The 18,377-nt window shown below is 72.4% G+C and carries 5 protein-coding genes; all 5 read left to right on the top strand.

Going from position 1 to position 18,377, the window contains the following annotated elements; genetic code table 11:
- The first annotated feature begins 5 nt into the window (after positions 1-5).
- On the top strand, positions 6-1,247 hold the full coding sequence (locus tag KOI47_RS21540) for a lipase (RefSeq protein ID WP_216206444.1): 1,242 nt from the start codon (positions 6-8) through the stop codon (positions 1,245-1,247).
- Between the two features lie 29 nt (positions 1,248-1,276).
- Positions 1,277-2,779: an ArnT family glycosyltransferase gene (locus KOI47_RS21535; RefSeq protein ID WP_216206441.1), complete on the top strand. Its 1,503-nt coding sequence runs from the start codon at positions 1,277-1,279 to the stop codon at positions 2,777-2,779.
- Positions 2,780-3,109: 330 nt separating this feature from the next.
- Entirely contained in the window at positions 3,110-11,773 is an 8,664-nt protein-coding gene (locus tag KOI47_RS21530) for a type I polyketide synthase (RefSeq protein WP_216206438.1), read from the top strand.
- A complete protein-coding gene (locus tag KOI47_RS21525) occupies positions 11,770-15,045 on the top strand; it encodes a type I polyketide synthase (RefSeq protein WP_216206435.1) in 3,276 nt (1,091 codons plus the stop codon). The genes KOI47_RS21530 and KOI47_RS21525 overlap by 4 nt, the downstream gene beginning before the upstream one ends.
- Positions 15,042-18,371 carry a non-ribosomal peptide synthetase gene (locus tag KOI47_RS21520; RefSeq protein WP_216206431.1) on the top strand — a complete coding sequence of 1,110 codons (3,330 nt, stop codon included), beginning with the start codon at positions 15,042-15,044 and terminating at the stop codon, positions 18,369-18,371. Before KOI47_RS21525 ends, KOI47_RS21520 begins: the two co-directional genes overlap by 4 nt.
- Positions 18,372-18,377 lie beyond the last annotated feature (6 nt).

Raw genomic sequence — 18,377 nt, 5'->3', positions numbered from 1 at the left:
GAACCATGCGCACGACCACTCCCGGCAGGATGCTGGCGCCGGTACTGACGGCGTTGCTGTTGCTGGCCCTCGCTCCCGCGGCAGGGGCCACCGCGGCAGGCGGTGACCAGCACGGCCGCGGCGCCCTGCTGTGGGCCGAACCGCTGTACACCCTCGCGACGCCGGGGGAGGTCGTGGCCGAGCTGGAATCCGCGGGGTTCGGCACCGAGCACGTCCGGCACGGGGTGCGCGCCTTCCGGCTGATCTACCGCACGGTCGACGCGCACGGGGATCCGACCGTCGCGAGTGGATTGCTGACCCTGCCGCACGGCAGGCGCGGGGCGCTGCGCGCGGTGTCCTATGCGCACGGCAGCGAGCTGCACCGGGCCGAGGCTCCTTCCACCGCGCCGCACGGGTTCAACGCGGCCCCCGCCGTCACCTACGCCGCGGCCGGTTTCGCCGGGGTCGCGCCGGACTACCTCGGCCTCGGCCTCGGGCCAGGCACGCATCCCTGGCTGAACCTGCGCTCGGCGAGCGTGGCCTCGCTGGACATGCTGCGGGCGGCCCGGCGGTTCCTGCCGCTGACCGACCGCAGCCTGCGCCCCTCGGTGCTGGCAACCGGGTTCTCCCAGGGCGCGGCCGCGGCGATGGGGCTGGGGCGGCTGCTGCAGGCCGGCGCTGACCGGCGGTTCACCCTGGGGGCGCTGGCCCCGAACAGCGGCGCCTACGACCTGCGCGAGGTGCAGCTGCCCGCGATGCTCGACGGCGAGCTCCCTGCCAAGCTGAGCGTGCTGAACGCCGCCTATGCGCTGGTCGCCTTCGACCGGGTCTTCGACGTGTACCGCGAACCGGCGCAGGTCTTCCTGGCTCCCTACGCGGACACCGTGGAGGGCCTGATCGACGGCAGCCATTCCTGGCGGGAACTGGCCATGGCGACCCCTGCCACGCTGGCGGAGCTGCTGACCACGCAGGGCAGGCAGCTGCTGGCGAACCCGACCGGCGGGATGGCGCGGGCGCTGCGCGATGCCGACAGTGGCTGCCGCGGCTGGGCCCCGCGGGTTCCGCTGCGGCTCTACCTGGCAGGCGGGGACGAGCAGGTCGCAAACGCCAACACCATCAGCTGCCGGGACGACCTGGGGGCAAGCGGGGTGCGGGCGCCGGTCGTGGACCTCGGCGCGCACGATCATCAAGGATCCCGGCATTTCGGGGCGAACGTCCGCGGCACCGCCGCGACGGCAAGCTGGTTCACCGAGCTGACACCAAGCTGACAACAAGCTGAACGGGGGTTACGGGGGGAATGCACACCACCGGCGCCGCGCCGCGCGCGGCCGGGGGGCGGACGCCGCACGACTTCGCCACGGCTGGCGTGCTGCTGGTGGCTGCTGTGGTCGGGCTCGGCCACCTTGCGGCCAGCTTCTGCGCGGAGTACTGGTTCGACGAGGCCTACATGCTCGCCATGGGGCGGTACCACCTGGACTGGGGCTATGTGGACCAGCCGCCGCTGGTCCCGGCGCTTGCCGCCGCGATGGACTGGCTGGTGCCCGGCTCCACCGTGGTGCTGCGGCTGCCCGCGGTACTGGCCAGCACGGCCGCCGTGGTGCTCGCCGCGCTGATCGCCAGGGAGCTCGGTGCCGACCGCCGGGCCCAGATCATCGCGGCGATCGCCCAGCCGGGGGCCCTGTGGGTGACGCTGACCGGGCACTGGATGACGCCCTACACCATGGAGCCACTGGTGTGGGGGCTGATCACCTGGTTGCTGGTGCGCTGGGTGCGCCTGCGCCAGGACTGGTTGCTGGTGTTGCTCGGCCTGGTCGTGGGTATCGGCACGCAGACCAAGTTCCAGGTCTTCATGCTGTGCGGCGCGCTGCTGGTCAGCGTGCTGGTGCTGGGGCCGAGGGAACTGCTGCGCCGCCCGATGCTGTGGGCCGGGATCGGGCTCGCGCTGCTCATCGCGCTGCCGACGCTGCTCTGGCAGGCGACGAACGGCTGGCCCCAGCTGCGGATGGCAGGGGTGGTCGCGAACGAATCCGCGGAACTGTCCACCGGCGGCAGGCTGGGCACGGCGGTGGCGCTGGTCGCGCTGGCCGGGATCGCCGGGAGCGTGCTGCTGGTACTGGGGTTGTGGCGGCTGCTGCGCGGCGCCGAGCTGCGCGACTACCGCTTTCTCGGGCTGACCTTCGTGCTGCTGTACCTGGTGATCGTGATCGGCGGCGGCCGGTTCTACTACCTCGGCGGGATCTACCCGCTGCTGATCGCGGCGGGTGCGGTCGCGTTGCAACGGCGGCGTGCGACCGGGCGGGTCGGGCTGCGCTGGATGGCGGTGCCCGCATGCGCGCTGAGCCTGGTGAGCACGGCCGGGGTGCTGGTGCTGTCCTCCGCCATGACCCCCGCGGCGACCTGGGCGGCCAACCTCGCCGGGGTCACCTCGGGGGAGAACCTCGCAGGCCGCGCCACCACCGTCTACCGGAAGCTGCCGCAGCAGGTCCGGGAGCGCACCGCCATCATCGGGGACAGCTACCTGATCGCGGCCTACATCGAGGCGTACGGCAGGCGTTACGAGCCGCCGGCCACCTACAGCACCAACCGCGGCTACGGCTACCTGCCGCCTCCGCCAGCGGAGCGGGACACGGTGCTGTACGTGGGATCGCGGCCGCAGGCGATGGGCGCCTACTTCGGGCAGATGCGACTGCTTTCGCCCGGCACGGCCGAGGACACCTCGGTGTGGCTGCTCACCCAGCGGCGGGAAAGCTGGAACCGGATCTGGTCGGAACTGCGTGACCTCGACCTGGCAAACCGATGAAAGACCGAATTGAATATTTTGTAGTGGGTATCGAATATTTTGTACCGATGGGTCGCGATATTGTGAAACAGCGGCGCTTGACTGGACAGTTCGTGGTCGGCGACGATATAACTCGTTCCCGACTTGAGTACCGAGTGTGAGTTAGGCGACATGCCGAATATTTGATTTGGCTGGTTCGTATCCGGGTGCCTTACTGAAATTATTGGTTCGGCGTCCGCTCGACCACGGCGCGAAACGCACATCGAATTTCTTTATAGTTCTCTAGCACTGGGAGGGCCCGTCCCGATGTCCGGCCGCGAAACTGAAACGCTTGTCGACCATTTTCGGGCTGTGTTCGGCGCGCGGCCGGACGAGCGTACGTTCCGGTTTCTCGTCGACGGCGAGGGCGAACCGCTCAGCCTGACCAATGCCGAGCTGGACCGGCGCGCCCAGGCGGTCGCGACCACCCTGCGGCAACGATTCCCCGCGGGCGAGCGGGCGCTGATCGTCTGCCCGCCCGGCCTCGACTACATCGTCTCCTTCTTCGCCTGCCTTTACAGCGGCATCATCGCCGTGCCGGTGTACCCGCCGGACCCCTCGCTGCTGCAGCGCACCCTGCCGCGCCTGCTCGGGGTGATCGAGGACGCCGAGCCGGTGGTGGTGCTCGCTCCGGCGGAGACCACCGCGCTGGCCGACCGGTTCGCCGAGTACGCGCCCGCGCTGCGGGACATCGCCTGGCAGGCCGTGGACACCGTCGATCCCGCCGCGGCGCAGGAGTGGCGGCGCCCGGACATCACCGCGGCCGATCTGGCGTTCCTGCAGTACACCTCGGGTTCCACCAGCAGGCCGAAGGGCGTGATGGTCGGGCACGGCAACCTGATCCACAACCTGCGCCAGCTGAACACCCAGTTCTTCGACGCCTCGGCGGACAGCCACATGGTGACCTGGTTGCCGCCCTACCACGACATGGGCCTGATCGCCGGCCTGCTCGCCCCGGTGTTCGGTGGCTACCCGGTGACGTTCATGTCCCCCTTCTCCTTCCTGAAGCGGCCCTACCGCTGGCTGAAGGCGGTCTCCGACCACGGCGGCACGCTGGGCGGCGGCCCGAACTTCGCCTTCGACCTGTGCGCGGCGAAGGTCTCCGAGCAGGAGCTGGAGACGCTGGACCTGAGCACCTGGCGGGTGGCCCTGAACGGCGCCGAGCCGGTCCGGATGGAGACCATCGACAAGTTCTCCCGGACCTTCGCCCCCACCGGTTTCCGCAGGGAGACCTTCATGCCCGCGTACGGCCTCGCCGAGGGCACGCTCGCCGTCTCCGGCGGGGACATCCCCGAACAGCCGGTGTTCCGGCGGCTCGACCCGGAGGCACTCGCGGCCGACCGGGCCGTGGACGCCGGGCCGGAGGCCGACTCGGTCCGCACGGTGGTCGGCTGCGGCTGGTCGCTTTCCGACCAGCGGATCGTGATCGCCGACCCGCGGACCCGGCAGCGGCTGCCGGAGGGCAGGGTGGGCGAGATCTGGGTGGCCGGCGACAGCATCGCGCACGGCTACTGGCGGCGCGCCGAGATCACCGCCGAGACCTTCGACGCCCACCTCGAGGACACCGGGGAGGGCCCGTTCCTGCGCACCGGCGACCTCGGCTTCCTCGACGGCACCGAGCTCTACGTCACCGGCCGGATCAAGGACGTGATCATCGTCGCCGGGCAGAACCACTACCCGCAGGACATCGAGCGCACCGTGGAGGCCGCGGACACCACCGCCCTGCGCGCGGGCTGCGGGGTGGCCGGCATCCGGGAGATCGACGGCGTGGAACGGCTGATCGTGATCCAGGAGGTCGCCGTGCACCCCGGCCGGTTCGACGCCGGACAGGTGATCGCGGCGATCCAGGCCAGGGTGGCCGAGGAGCACGGCCTGCCGGTGCACGGCGTCGCGCTGGTGCGCCGCGGCACGGTGCCGAAGACCTCCAGCGGCAAGCTGCAGCGCAACGCCTGCCTGAACGCCTTCGTGGCCGGTGAGCTCAAGATCGTCGCCGGTACCGGACTTCCGGAGGAGCAGGCAGCCGAACCCGAGCCCGAACCGGCCGCGCGGCCGGATGCGGTCGGCCGGGATCGGGTGGAGACCCTGCTGCGCGCGGAACTGGCCAAGCTGGTCGGCACCCCGGCCGCCGAGCTCGACCCGACCAGGGCCTTCGCCTCCTACGGGCTGCGCTCGGTCGACCTGGTGGCGCTGGTCGGGGAGCTGGAACGGCTGCTCGACCGCCGTCTGGAGTCCACTGTGGTCTGGGAGTACCCGACCGTGGAGCAGTTGGCCGACTTCCTCGGCGCCGAGACGCCAGGGGCAACCGGGGCCATCGGGGCAACCACGGCCGAGCAGTCGCCGGAGCAGGCGCGGACCGAGGTGACCGAACCGGCCGCGGAGCGCGAACCGGCCGCGGACGGCCCGGAGCCGGTGGCCATCGTCGGGATCGGCTGCCGGTTCCCCGGCGGGGTGCACGGCCCGGACGCCTTCTGGCAGCTGCTGCGTGAGGGCAGGGACGCGGTGACCGAGGTGCCCGCGCAGCGCTGGGACGTGGCCGACTACACCAGCGAGGATCCCGCGGCCCCCGGAAGGACCAACAGCAAATGGGGTGGCTTCCTCGACCGGGTCGACGAGTTCGACCTGCACTTCTTCGGCATCTCGCCGCAGGAGGCCGCGCGAATGGACCCGCAGCAGCGGCTGCTGGCCGAGGTCTGCTGGGAGGCGCTGGAGGACGCGGGCCTGCCCGCGGAACGGCTCGCCGGATCGGCCACCGGGGTGTTCGTCGGCATCTCCTCCTTCGACTACGCCAATATGCAGCTGCGGGACCTGCGGGCCATCGACGCCTACACCGGGACCGGCAGCGCGCTGAGCGTCGCCGCGAACCGGCTGTCCTACCTTTTCGACCTGCGCGGTCCGAGCATGGCGGTGGACACGGCCTGCTCATCCTCCCTGGTCGCGGTGCTGCAGGCCTGCGCAAGCCTGAGCAGCGGCGAGTGCGGCACCGCCATCGCCGCCGGGGTGAACCTGGTGCTCTCGCCCGCGTTCGCGATCAACTTCAGCAAGGCGGGGGCGATGTCCCCGGACGGCCGCTGCAAGCCCTTCGACTCGCGGGCCAACGGCTACGTCCGTTCCGAGGGCGCCGGGGTGGTGGTGCTGAAACCGCTCAGCAAGGCGCTTGCCGACCGCGACCCGGTCTACGGCGTGATCCGCGGCGGCGCGGTGACCCAGGACGGCCGCAGCAACGGCATCATGGCGCCCAACCCGCAGGCGCAGGAGGCGGTCCTGCGCACGGCCTACGCCAGGGCAGGGGTGCGACCCGAGCAGGTGCACTACGTGGAGGCACACGGCACCGGGACGATGCTCGGCGACCCGATCGAGGCGAAGGCGCTGGCCGCCGTGCTCGGCACCGGCCGGTCCGCGCAGCGGCCGCTGCTGCTCGGCTCGGTGAAGTCCAACCTCGGGCATATGGAGGCAGCCGCTGGCATCGGCGGGCTGATCAAGGCCGCGCTGATGGTGCGGCACCGCACGATCCCGGCCAGCCTGCACTACCGGCAGCCGAACCCGCACATCCCGTTCGATGAGCTCGGGCTGCGGGTCGCCGACACCTTGCAGCCCTGGCCGGAAACCGATGGCCCGGCGCTGGCCGGGATCAGTTCCTTCGGCTTCGGCGGCACCAACGCGCACCTTGTGCTCGAGCAGCCGCCGGAGCCGCCACCACCGGACGCGCAGGCGCCCACGGGGGCGTGGCCGCTGGCGCTGTCCGCGCGCACCGAGGATGCGCTGCGCGAGCTGGTCACCCGCTACCAGGACCTGCTGGCCGAGCCGGGGCGGGAGCCGGACGTGGCCGCCCTGTCCTTCGCCAGCACGGTCCGCCGCAGCCACCACGAGTTCCGGCTGGCCTGCGTCGGCGACTCCCCGGATGCCTTCCTGCACGCGCTGGCCGCCTACCGCGCCGGGGAGGAGGCCCCTGGGCTGTCCGCGGGCGGCCGGCGGATCGGCAGGCGGCCGAAGGTGGCCTTCGTGTTCTCCGGGCAGGGCCCCCGCTGGTGGCCGCTGGCCGCCGACCTGCTGGAGACCGAACCGGTCTTCCGGGACACCCTGCAACGCTGCGACGCCCTGCTGCGCAAGCACACCGACTGGTCCCTGCTGGACCGGCTCACCGCACCCGCGGGCGAGGACGCAGGGCTGGCGGAGACCGCCGTCTGGCAGCCCGCGTTGTGTGCGGTCCAGGTGGCGCTGGCCGCGCTGTGGCGCTCCTGGGGCGTGCAGCCGTCCAGCGTGCTCGGGCACAGCGTCGGCGAGATCGCGGCCGCGTACGTCGCCGGGGCGCTGAGCCTGGAGAACGCCCTGCTGGTGGCCCTGCACCGGGGCCGGGTGCTGGAGTCGGCCGCGGGCAAGGGCCGGATGGCCATGGCAGGTGTCGGGGTGGACCGGGCACGGGAGATCCTCGCCGAGCGCAAACCCGGCGCGGTATGGGTCGCGGCCAGTAACAGTCCACACTCGACGGTGCTGTCCGGCGAGGCGGCCGATGTGGAGTCCCTCGCCGCCGCGCTGGAGGCCGATGGCATCTACTGCCGGGTGCTGGAGTCGGTCGGGTTCGCCTCGCACAGCCCGCTGATGGAGCCGGTCGCGGGCGAGTTGTGGCCGCTGCTGACCGGGATCCGGCCCCGGGCCACGGCAGTGCCGATGCTCTCCACGGTCACCGGCGAGGAGATCGAGGGTGAGCGGCTGGATGCCGAGTACTGGGCGGAGAACCTGAGCTCGCCGGTGCTGTTCGACCGGGCCGTCACCGCGCTCGCCGAGAGCGGGCACGAGGTGTTCGTGGAGCTGTCCCCGCACCCGATGCTCGGCGACTCCATCGCGGAGCGGCTTTCCCTGCACCACCTCGACGGGGTGGCGGTGTCCTCACTGCGGCGCGACGAACCGGGCCGTGCCGCGCTGCTGGGCGAGCTCGGCAGGCTCTACACCGCCGGGTTCCCGCTGGACTGGGCGAAGGTGCTGGGCCGGACCGGCCCGATGACCCCGCTGCCCGGCTACCCGTGGCAGCGGGAGCGGTGCTGGCTGGAGTCCGGCCGCGGCCCGCGGGAGCCGCACGATGGCCATCCGGCGCTGGAGACCCGGGTGCGCTCCGCCGCCGAACCGCACCCCGTGTACTTCACCGCCCGGATCGACCTGACCGGTCAGCCCTATCTCGACGACCACCGGGTCGGCGGGTCCGTGGTGCTGCCTGCCAGTTTCGTGCTGGACGCCGCACTGGCCGCGGCGCGCCAGGCGCTCGGCGCGGACCTGGCCGTGCTCGAGGACGTCGAGTTCACCAGGATGACCGTGGTTCCCGGCTCCGCCGAGCAGGCCACCGTGCAGCTGGTGCTGGATCCGGAGACGGCGGAGGCAGGCTCCTTCCGGTTGTTCAGCCGCACCGGCACCGAGCAGGAGGACCAGGAGTGGGCCGAGGCCGCACGCGGCCGGTTCCGCCGCGCCGCCGGGCCGGAGCCGGAGCCGGACACGCTGACCGCCGCCAGGGATCGCTGCCAGCGCCCGGTGGAAACCGCCACGCTGTACACCGGGTTGCGGCAGGCCGGGCTGGAATACGGCCCCGCGTTCCAGGGGATGCAGAGCCTCTGGGGCGGCGAGGGCGAGGCCGTGGCCCAGTTGCGGCACCTGAGCGCGCTCACCCCGGACACCGACCCCTACCTGGTGCATCCCGCCCTGCTGGACAGCTGCCTGCAGGCGCTGGTCGCCGCGCTGGGCACCGGCGAAGGCGAACTGTCCGGAACCTACCTCCCGGTCCGGGCGGGCCGGTTCACCCTCACCGGCGAGGGCGCGCCAGGCTGGGCACACGCCACCGTGGGTGCCGCGGGCGCGGCGGCCGAGGAGATCCCCGGCTGTGCGGTGACCCTGTTCGACGAGTCCGGGCAGCCGCTGGGCCAGGTCACCGGGATCACCCTGCGCAGGCTGGACCGCGCCCAGGGCCGTGATCCGGTGGCCGAGGCCATGTGGGAGCTGAGCTGGCAGCAGGCTCCGGAGTCCACAGTGGATGTCGAGGCCACGGAGCCCGGCCGGTGGCTGCTGCTCGCCGATGACACGCCCGGCGGCCTCGGCGAGCGGCTGCGGGCCGAGCTGGAGCGGCGGTCCGGAACCTGCGTGACGGTCACCCCCGGTGAGCGTTACCAGCGCCTCGACGACACCCACTACCTGCTGGACCCGTACCGTGCCGAGGACTTCACCGCGCTGCTGGCCGACCTCGCCGCGGACGGCGCGGCGCCCTGCGCCGGGGTGGTGCACGCCCTGGGCCTCACGGCCGAGGACCCCGAAGGCACCGGGGACACCGGATACCCCGGCGGGGAGCGGGAGACCGTCTCCGCGCTGCACCTCGTGCAGGCGATCGCGGGCCGGACCTGGGAGCAGCCGCCCCGGCTCGTGCTGCTCACCCGCGGCGCCCAGCGCACCGGGGAGGACGATCCGGAGCCCGCCATGGCCCAGGCACCGCTGTCCGGCCTGGCCAGGGTGATCACGCTGGAGCACGGCGAACTGCGGCCCACCGCCGTGGACCTCGACCCGGCCGCGGGCGCGGACGAGGCAGCCCTGCTGGCCGCCGAACTGCTGCGGCCCGAACCGGTGGAGCAGGTCGCGCTGCGCGGCGGCGACCGGTACCTTCCCCGCCTCGAGCCGTGGACGGCCCCCGAGGGCGAGACACCCGCCATCGAGACCCGGCCACTGGACCCCGGCAGGGACGGCAACTATCAGCTGCTGGCGCTACGCCCGGGGATCCTGGACAGTCTCACTCCCACGCTGTGCGACCGGGTGCCACCGGGACCGGGCGAGGTGCAAGTGGAGGTGGCCGCCGCCGGGCTGAACTTCAGTGATGTGCTGAAGGCGCTGGACGTCTGCCCCGGCGTGCCCCCCGGCATCGGCCCGCTCGGTGCCGAATGCGCTGGCCGGATCAGCGCCCTCGGCGAGGGGGTGCATGGCCACCGGGTCGGCGACCCGGTGATGGTGACCGCGCCCGCGGGCATGTCCGCCTACGTCACCGTGCCTGCCCAGCTGGCCGCGCCCCGGCCGGAGGGGCTGACCGACGAGCAGGCCGCCGCCGTGCCGATCGCCTTCCTCACCGCGGTGTACGGCCTGGAGTACCTGGCCCGGCTGCGCGCGGGGGAGAAGGTGCTGATCCACTCCGCCACCGGTGGCGTCGGGCTGGCCGCGCTGATGGTGGCCAGGAGGCGCGGTGCCGAGGTGTTCGCGACCGCCGGCACCGAGGCCAAGCGGGAACTGCTGCGCTCGATGGGAATCCGGCACGTGATGGACTCCCGCTCGCTGCGGTTCGCCGAGGAGATCACCGAACTGACCGGCGGCCGCGGGGTGGACGTGGTGCTCAACTCCACCGCGGGTGAGGCGCTGGTGCGCAGCCTGGCCCTGCTGGCGCCCGGCGGCCGGTTCGTGGAGATCGGCAAGCGGGACATCTACGACGACAACCGGATCGGCCTCGGCCACCTCAAGCACAACCGCTCGTTCTTCGCCGTCGACCTGGAACGTTCGATCCGGGAGGAGCACGAGCTGGTCGCCGAACTGTTCCGGGAGGTCTGCCGGGGCTTCGCCGCAGGGGAGTTCGATGCGCTCCCGGTGCATGGCTACCCCTACACCGAGGCCGCGGCCGCGTTCTCCCGGATGGCCAAGGCCCAGCACACCGGCAAGCTGGTGCTGGTGCCGGACACCACCCCGGAGGTGGCCACCCGGCGCGACGCCGCACCGGTCCGCGCCGCGGCCACCTACCTGATCACCGGCGGGCTCGGCGCGCTCGGCCTGCGCACCGCGCGCTACCTGGCCGAGCAGGGGGCGCGGCACCTGGTGCTGCTCGGCCGCAGCGAGCCATCCACCGCGGCCGCCGCGGAGATCGGACAGCTGCGGGCCTGCGGGGTCCAGGTCCTGGTCCGCTCCGCCGACGTCTCCCGCTACGCCGAGGTCGCCGAGGTGTTCGCCGAGCTGGACGACCCGGAAACGGCGCTGCCACCGCTGGCCGGGGTGGTGCACGCGGCCGGGGTGCTGGACGACGGCCTGCTGCTGCAACTGGACCGACAGCGGTTCCGCACGGTCGCCGAGCCCAAGGCCGCGGCGGCCTGGCACCTGCACCGCGCCACCCTGGACCGGCGGCTGGACTTCTTCGTGCTGTACTCCTCGGCCGCCGCGCTGCTCGGCTCGGCCAGCCAGGGCAACTACGCCGCGGCCAACGCCTTCCTGGACGCGCTGGCGCAGCACCGCAGGGCGCGGGGGCTGCCTGCGCTGAGCGTGAACTGGGGCCCCTGGGCTGAGATCGGGCTGGCGGCCGAACCGGACCGCGGGGGCGCGCTGTCCACCCGGGGCGTGCTCAGCCTCGCGCCCGCGGACGGCATCGAGGCGCTGGACCGGCTGCTGCGCACGCCCGCCACCCAGGCGTGCGTGCTCCCGCTGGACATCGCCGCGCTGCGGGCCGGTGCGGGCAGTGGCATGCTGCCCGCCCTGCTGGCCCATCTCGCCGGGCCGGCGGCCACGCCGGAGAACGGCACCGGCGGACCGGAGGGGGAGTTCCGGCGGCGGGTGCTCGCGGTGGAACCCGGCAGGCGCCGCCGCGCGCTGTTCGTCGAGCAGTGCGTGCGGGCCGCGGCCAAGGTACTCAAGCAGGACGAGGCGAAGATCGACCCGACCGCCCCGCTGGCCAGTATGGGCTTCGATTCGCTGCTGTCGCTGGAGCTGCGCAAGCGGATGGAGTCGGCCTTCCAGCTCACCCTGCCCGCCACCCTCACCTGGCGATTCCCCACCATCGACGCCCTCGTGCCCTACCTCGCCGAGGCGATGGAGATCGAGCTGACCGCCGCGCCGCCCGCGGCGGCCGAACCCGAGCCGCAGGCCGCGGCGGAGGCTGCCAAGGGGGCCGAGGACACCGAGCTCGACCTGGACGGACTGTCCGAAAGCGAGCTCGAAGCGCTCCTCCTTGCCAAGACGAAGCAGATCGACGAAGGACGATGAGCACCTTGGACGAGAAGCAGAACTCGCAGCAGACCCTGAAACGTGCCCTGCTGGCGATGGAGCGGATGCAGCGGCAGCTTGCCGAGTACGAGCGCGCGCAGTCCGAGCCGATCGCCATCGTCGGGGTCGGCTGCCGGTTCCCCGGCGGGGTGACCGACCCGGACTCGTACTGGAAGCTGCTCAGCACCGGGGTGGACGCCATCACCGAGGTGCCTGCCGATCGCTGGGACGCCGACGCCTTCTACGACGAGCAGCCCCGCAGGCCGGGTAAGACCAGCAGCCGGTGGGGCGGGTTCCTCGACCACATCGACCGCTTCGACCACGAGTTCTTCGGGATCTCGCTGCGCGAGGCCGTGGCGATGGACCCGCAGCAGCGGCTCGCGCTGGAGGTCGTCTGGGAGGCGCTGGAGAACGCGGGCCAGGACCCGACCGGGCTTGCGGGCAGCCAGACCGGCGTGTACCTGGGGGTGTGCAGTAACGACTACGCCGCGCAGACCTTCGCCGAGCCGGTGGACATCACCGGGTACACCAGCACCGGCACGGCGCACAGTGTGCTCGCCGGCCGCATCTCCTACCTGCTGGACCTGCGCGGGGCGAGCGTGGCGGTGGACACCGCCTGCTCCTCCTCGCTGGTGGCGGTGCACCAGGCCTGCCAGAGCCTGCGCGCGGGCGAGATCGACCTGGCGCTCGGCGGCGGGGTCAACGCCATCCTCTCGCCCCAGGTCGGGATCTCCTTCTCGCAGTTCCCGGACATGCTGGCCGCGGACGGCCGGTGCAAGACCTTCGACGCCTCGGCCAACGGTTTCGTGCGCAGCGAGGGCTGCGGGGTGCTGGTGCTCAAGCGGCTGTCCGACGCGGAGCGCGACGGCGACCAGGTGCTGGCCGTGCTGCGCGGCTCCGCGGTGAACCAGGACGGCCGCAGCTCCGGGGTGACCGCGCCGAACGGTGCCGCGCAGCGGGACGTGCTGCGCCGCGCGCTGCGGGCGAGCGGGGTGCGGCCGGAGCAGGTCTCCTACATCGAGACCCACGGCACCGGTACCAAACTCGGCGACCCCATCGAGGTCGAGGCGCTTGGCGAGGTATACGGCCGGGCCGAGGGCCAGCCGGTGCTGCTCGGCTCCGCGAAGACCAACATCGGGCACCTCGAGGCCGCGGCCGGTGCCGCCGGCCTGATCAAGGCCGCGTTGTGCGTGAGCCGGGGCGCGGTGCCGCCGAACCTGCACTTCACCGAGCTCAACCCGCATATCAGCCTGGCGGGCACCTCCTTCGCCGTGCCGACCGAACTGTCCGAATGGGACACCGGGCAGCAGCCGCGGATGGCCGGGGTCAGCAGCTTCGGATTCAGCGGCACGAACGTGCACATGCTGGTGGAGCAGCCGCCCACCGCACCCCCGGCCGAGCCGGACGAGCGCAGGCCCGCCTCGGTGCTGGCGCTGTCGGCGAAGAGCGAGAAGGCACTGGCCAAGCTCGCCCGCCGCTACCAGGACCGGCTCGGCTCGCAGGCAGCGGAGTCCGCGGCGGACCTGTGCTTCTCGGCCAACACCGGGCGCGCGCACTTCCGGCACCGGCTGGCCGTCCTCGGCCGCACCGGTGCCGAGATCGCGGACCAGCTGCGTGGCTTCGTCCGCGGCGACCCAGGGCCGGGGGTGGTCACCGGCACGGCCGCGGACACCGAGGTGGTGTTCCTGTTCACCGGGCAGGGGCCGCAGCGCGTCGGCATGGCGCGGGAGCTGTACGAGACCCAGCCTGCCTTCCGGCGCACCATGGACCGCTGCGCGGAGATCCTCGACCCGGTGCTGGACGAGCCGCTGCTGTCCGCGCTCTACTCCGATGACCCGCAGGCGGAACTGGCCGACCAGCGGTACGCCCAGACGGCCCTGTTCGCCGTGGAGTACGCCACGGCGCAGCTGTGGCAGTCCTGGGGAGTGCAGCCCGCCGCGGTGCTCGGGCACAGCCTCGGCGAGTACGCCGCGGCCTGTTTCGCCGGGGCGATGTCGCTGGAGGACGGGCTGCGGCTGACCGCGGAGCGCGGCAGGCTGATGTCCACCCTCGCCGAGGCCGGGGTGATGGCCACCATCTCCGCGCCCGCGACCGATGTGGAGAAGGTGCTGGTCGAGCACGATCCGCGGGCCGTCTCGGTGGCCGCGGTGAACGGGCCGGAGAACACGGTGGTCTCCGGTGCGCAGGAGGCCGTGCACGCGGTCTGCGCGGTGTTCGCCGAGCGCGGGGTGGAGACCAGGCAGCTGCGGATTCCCACCCCTTTCCACTCGCCGCTGATCGAGCCCATCATCGAGCCGCTGCGCGCTGCCCTGCGGCGGATCGAGTTCCACCCGCCGCGGATCCCGGTGGTCTCCGGGCTCACCGGCGAGCTGCTGCCGTGGGACGAGGCACCGGATGCCGACTACTGGTGCCGGCACGCCAGGGAGCCGGTGCTGTTCGCGGCCGGGGCGGAAACGCTGCACCACATGGGGTACCGCACCTTCCTCGAGGTCGGCCCGAACCCGACCCTGCTCGGCCTGCTCGGGGAGAGCCTGCCAACCGGGGACACCCTGCTGCTGCCCAGCCTCCGGCCCAAGCAGGGCGACTGGGAGGTGCTGCTGGGTACCGTGGCGCGGCTGTACGCGGCCGGTGCGGAGCTGGACTGGGCCGGGTTCGACCGGGAGTACACCCGCAACCGGGTGACCGTGCCGCTGTACCCCTTCGACGCCACCCGGTGCTGGCACGAGCCGAGCCGGCAGGATGGCAGGTTCGACTGGAACGGGCTGTCCCTGCTTTCCGGCGGGCGCCCCGCGCGGACGGCCCCGGCCGGGCAGGCCCCGGCCGAGCCCGCCGCCGCGCCCGCGGCCGAGCAGGCGAAGGGCTGGGCCGAGGAGATCCCCACCGCGGAGGACCTGCTGGCCCTGCCCGCGGCGGAACGGCTGCCCGCACTGGTCTCCGGCCTGCTGGTGGGGGTGCGGGCGGTGCTCGGCGGCAACGCCGGGGCCGCGGGCGAGCACGAGGCACTGTCCGGGTTCGGCCTGGACTCCCTGATGGCGGTGGAACTGCGCAACGAGATCCAGAACCGCACCGGGGTCTCGCTGCGGATGGTGAGTTTCCTGAAGGGCGCCACCGTCACCGATGTGGCCACCGAGGTACTGGACCGGCTCGCCGTCGGCGAGGACGAGCCCGAAGGCGGCCCCGCGGCGATCCCGAAGGTGGAACGCGCCGAGGACGCCGCGCTGGAACTGCTGCGGCAGATCAACGCGATGCCCGACGAGCAGGTGACCACATGACCGACCTGGAAACGCAGCTGGCGACGCTGTCCCCGGAGAAACGCGCCCTGTTCGAGAAGCTGCTCGCCGAGCAGGGCAAGGCGGAGAACGCCTTCCCGCTCTCGGTGACGCAGCAGGGCATGTGGTTCCTCGAACAGCTGCGGCCGAACAACCCCGCCTATGTCGCGCCGGGCGCGATCCGGGTGCGCGGCAGGCTGGACGCCTCGATCCTGCGCGCGGCGCTGGAGGTGGTGGTGCGCAAGCACGAGACGCTGCGCACCACGTTCGAGCTGCGGGACGGCAGGCCGATGCAGATCGTGCGGCCGCGGATGCACGTGGAGCTACCCGAGATCGACCTGCGCGGGCAGGAGCTGACCGAGGCGGAGCTGGAGGCAAGGGTCGTCGAGGAGGTGCTCGGCGAGCCGTTCGACCTCGCAGGCGGCCCGCTGCTGCGGGTGAAACTGCTGCGGTTGGCCGAGCAGGAGTACGTGCTGGCGATGGCCATGCACCATCTGGTCTCCGATCGCTGGTCACTGGGGATCCTCGTCTCGGAACTGTCCACTTTGTATGAACAGCGGCTGGCGGGTGAGCCGATGCGCCTGCCGGAGCTCGGCATCCAGTACGCTGACTTCGCGGCCTGGGAGCAGCGGCAGCAGGAGCAGGGCGCCTGGGCGGAGGGCCTGGAGTACTGGCGGCGCAAGCTCGCCGGGATACCGGCTGACCTCGGCCTCACCACGGACCGGCCACGGCCCGCGGTACAGGGGTTCAACGGCGCCGCGGTGTCCATCGCACTGCCTGCCGAACTGATGCGCGACCTCGGCGCGCTGGCCAACCGGCGGGGCGCGACCACCTACATGGCGCTGCTGTCGGTGTTCACCATTCTGCTGCACCGCTACAGCGGGCAGGACGACCTGGTGGTGGGCGTGCCGACGGCGCTGCGCGGCCGGGCCGAGGTGGAGCCGCTGATCGGTTACCTGGTGAACACCCTGCCGATCCGGGCCGACCTGAGCGGTGAGGCGGACTTCGGCCAGGTACTAGACCAGGTGCAGCAGGCCTGCCTGGATGCCTACTCGCATCAGGAGGTGCCGTTCGAGCTGGTCGTGGGGGAGCTGAACCTCGCACGCGACCTCAGCCGCCCGCCGGTGTACCAGGTCAGCTTCTCGCACGGCAGGGACCCCGTGCCAGCGACCGGGTTCGGCGGGGCCGGGCTGAGCAGGGTGGTGGTGCAGAGCCACGGTGCGCGGTTCGACCTGGAACTGCAGACCTTCGACGACGACGGTGCCCTCGGCGGCTGGATCGAGTACGACCGGGACCTGTTCGACGAGGCCACCATCCAGCGGATGGCGGGGCACTACCGGCGCCTGGTGGAGCAGGTGGTCGCCGACCCGGCCCGCCCGGTACGGCACCTGGAGCTGCTGGACCCGGCCGAGCGGGAGCGGCTGCTGGTCGCGGGTAACGCCACCGGTACCGAGTGGCCCGGCGTGGGCTGGATCCACCAGTGCTTCGAGGAGCAGGCCCGGCGGCACCCCGATGCGGAGGCGGTGCGGTTCGCCGGGGAGTCACTGAGCTACGGCGAGCTGAACCGCAGGGCCAACCAGCTCGCGCACCGGTTGCGGCGCGGGCGCCCCGGCAAGGATGTGCTGATCGGCGTCGGGATGGAACGCTCGGTTGAGCTGGTGGTCAGCCTGCTGGCCGTGCTCAAGGCCGGGTTCGCCTACCTGCCCCTCGACCCCGGTTACCCGCGGGCCAGGCTGGAGTACATGCTCGCCGACGCGCGGGTTCCGGTGCTGCTCACCCAGTCCGCGCTGAGTGCGGACCTGCCCGCGGGCGAGGCCGAGGTGCTGTGCGTGGACGAGCTGGCCGGGCAGCTGAGCGCCGAGTCCGCCGAGAACCCCGGGATCGAGCTGGACGGTGCGGACCTCGCCTACGTCATCTACACATCCGGCTCCACCGGCAACCCCAAGGGGGTGCCGAACACGCATGCCGGTATCCGCAACCGCCTGTTGTGGATGCAGGACGAGTACCAGCTGGACGGAACCGACCGGGTGCTGCAGAAGACGCCGTTCTCCTTCGACGTCTCGGTGTGGGAGTTCTTCTGGCCGCTGCTGGCCGGAGCCGTGCTGGTGGTGGCGAAACCGGATGGCCACAAGGACAGCACCTACCTCGCCGGGCTGATCCGTGCCGAGGGCGTCACCACCGTCCATTTCGTACCTTCCATGCTGCAGGCCTTCCTCGCCGACCCTGAGGCCGCGGGCTGCGCCGGGCTGCGCAGGGTGATCTGCAGCGGCGAGGCCCTGCCGCAGGCGCTGCAGGAACGCTTCTTCGGCACCCTGGACGCGGAGCTGCACAATCTCTACGGCCCGACCGAGGCCGCCATCGACGTGACCGCATGGCGCTGCCTGCGTGATGGCGACCCGCGCCCGGTGCCAATCGGCCACCCGATCGCGAACACCCAGGTCTACATCCTGGACCGGTTCCGGCAGCCGGTGCCGATCGGTGTGCCCGGCGAGCTGTACCTCGGCGGGCACAACCTGGCGCGCGGCTACCTGAACCGGCCGGAGCTGACCGAGGAACGGTTCGTGCCGGACCCCTTCAGCCCACAAGGTGGCAGGCTGTACCGGACCGGCGACCTGGCCCGGTTCCGCGCGGACGGGGCCATTGAATACCTTGGCAGGCTGGATCACCAGGTGAAGCTGCGCGGCTTCCGGATCGAGCTCGGCGAGATCGAGGAGGCCCTGGCCCAGCACGAGCGGGTGCGCGAGGCGCTGGTGGCGGCCCGCGAGCACGGCCCCGGCGACCTGCGGCTGGTGGCCTACCTGACCCCGGCCGCGGCGGAGCCGCCCGACGGCCCCGAGCTGGCGGAGTACCTGCGGCAGCGGCTGCCAGAGCACATGGTGCCCTCGGCATTCGTGCCGCTGGAGCGGTTTCCGCTCACCCCGAACGGCAAGGTCGACCGGGCCGCGCTGCCCGCTCCCGAGTACTCCGGGTCCGCGGCCGGCACCGAGTTCGTCGATCCCGCGGGCGGCCTGGAGCGGTCGATCGCCGAGCTGTGGTGCGAGGTGCTGGGGCTGCGCCGGGTCGGCACCAGGGACAACTTCTTCGAGCTCGGCGGGCACTCGCTGCTGATGGCCGAGCTGCGCAACCGGCTGGCGGGCACGCTGGGCTACGAGGTGTCCATGGTGGACCTTTTCCAGCACCCCACGGTCGGATCACTGGCCGAGCACCTCGGCGGCGGGGGCGGCCAGGCGGAAGCAGGCGGGCGGGAGCGCGCGGAGAACCGCAGGCAGTCCAGGAACCGGCGGCAGCAGGCAGCGGGCCGCCGGGCGCGTGCACGGAACGACAGGTGACAGGAC

It is taken from the genome of Amycolatopsis aidingensis (assembly GCF_018885265.1).
Classification (GTDB): Bacteria; Actinomycetota; Actinomycetes; order Mycobacteriales; family Pseudonocardiaceae; genus Amycolatopsis; species Amycolatopsis aidingensis.
Note: the sequence above shows the minus strand (reverse complement) of the source record. Positions and strands in the feature narration are given on the sequence as shown.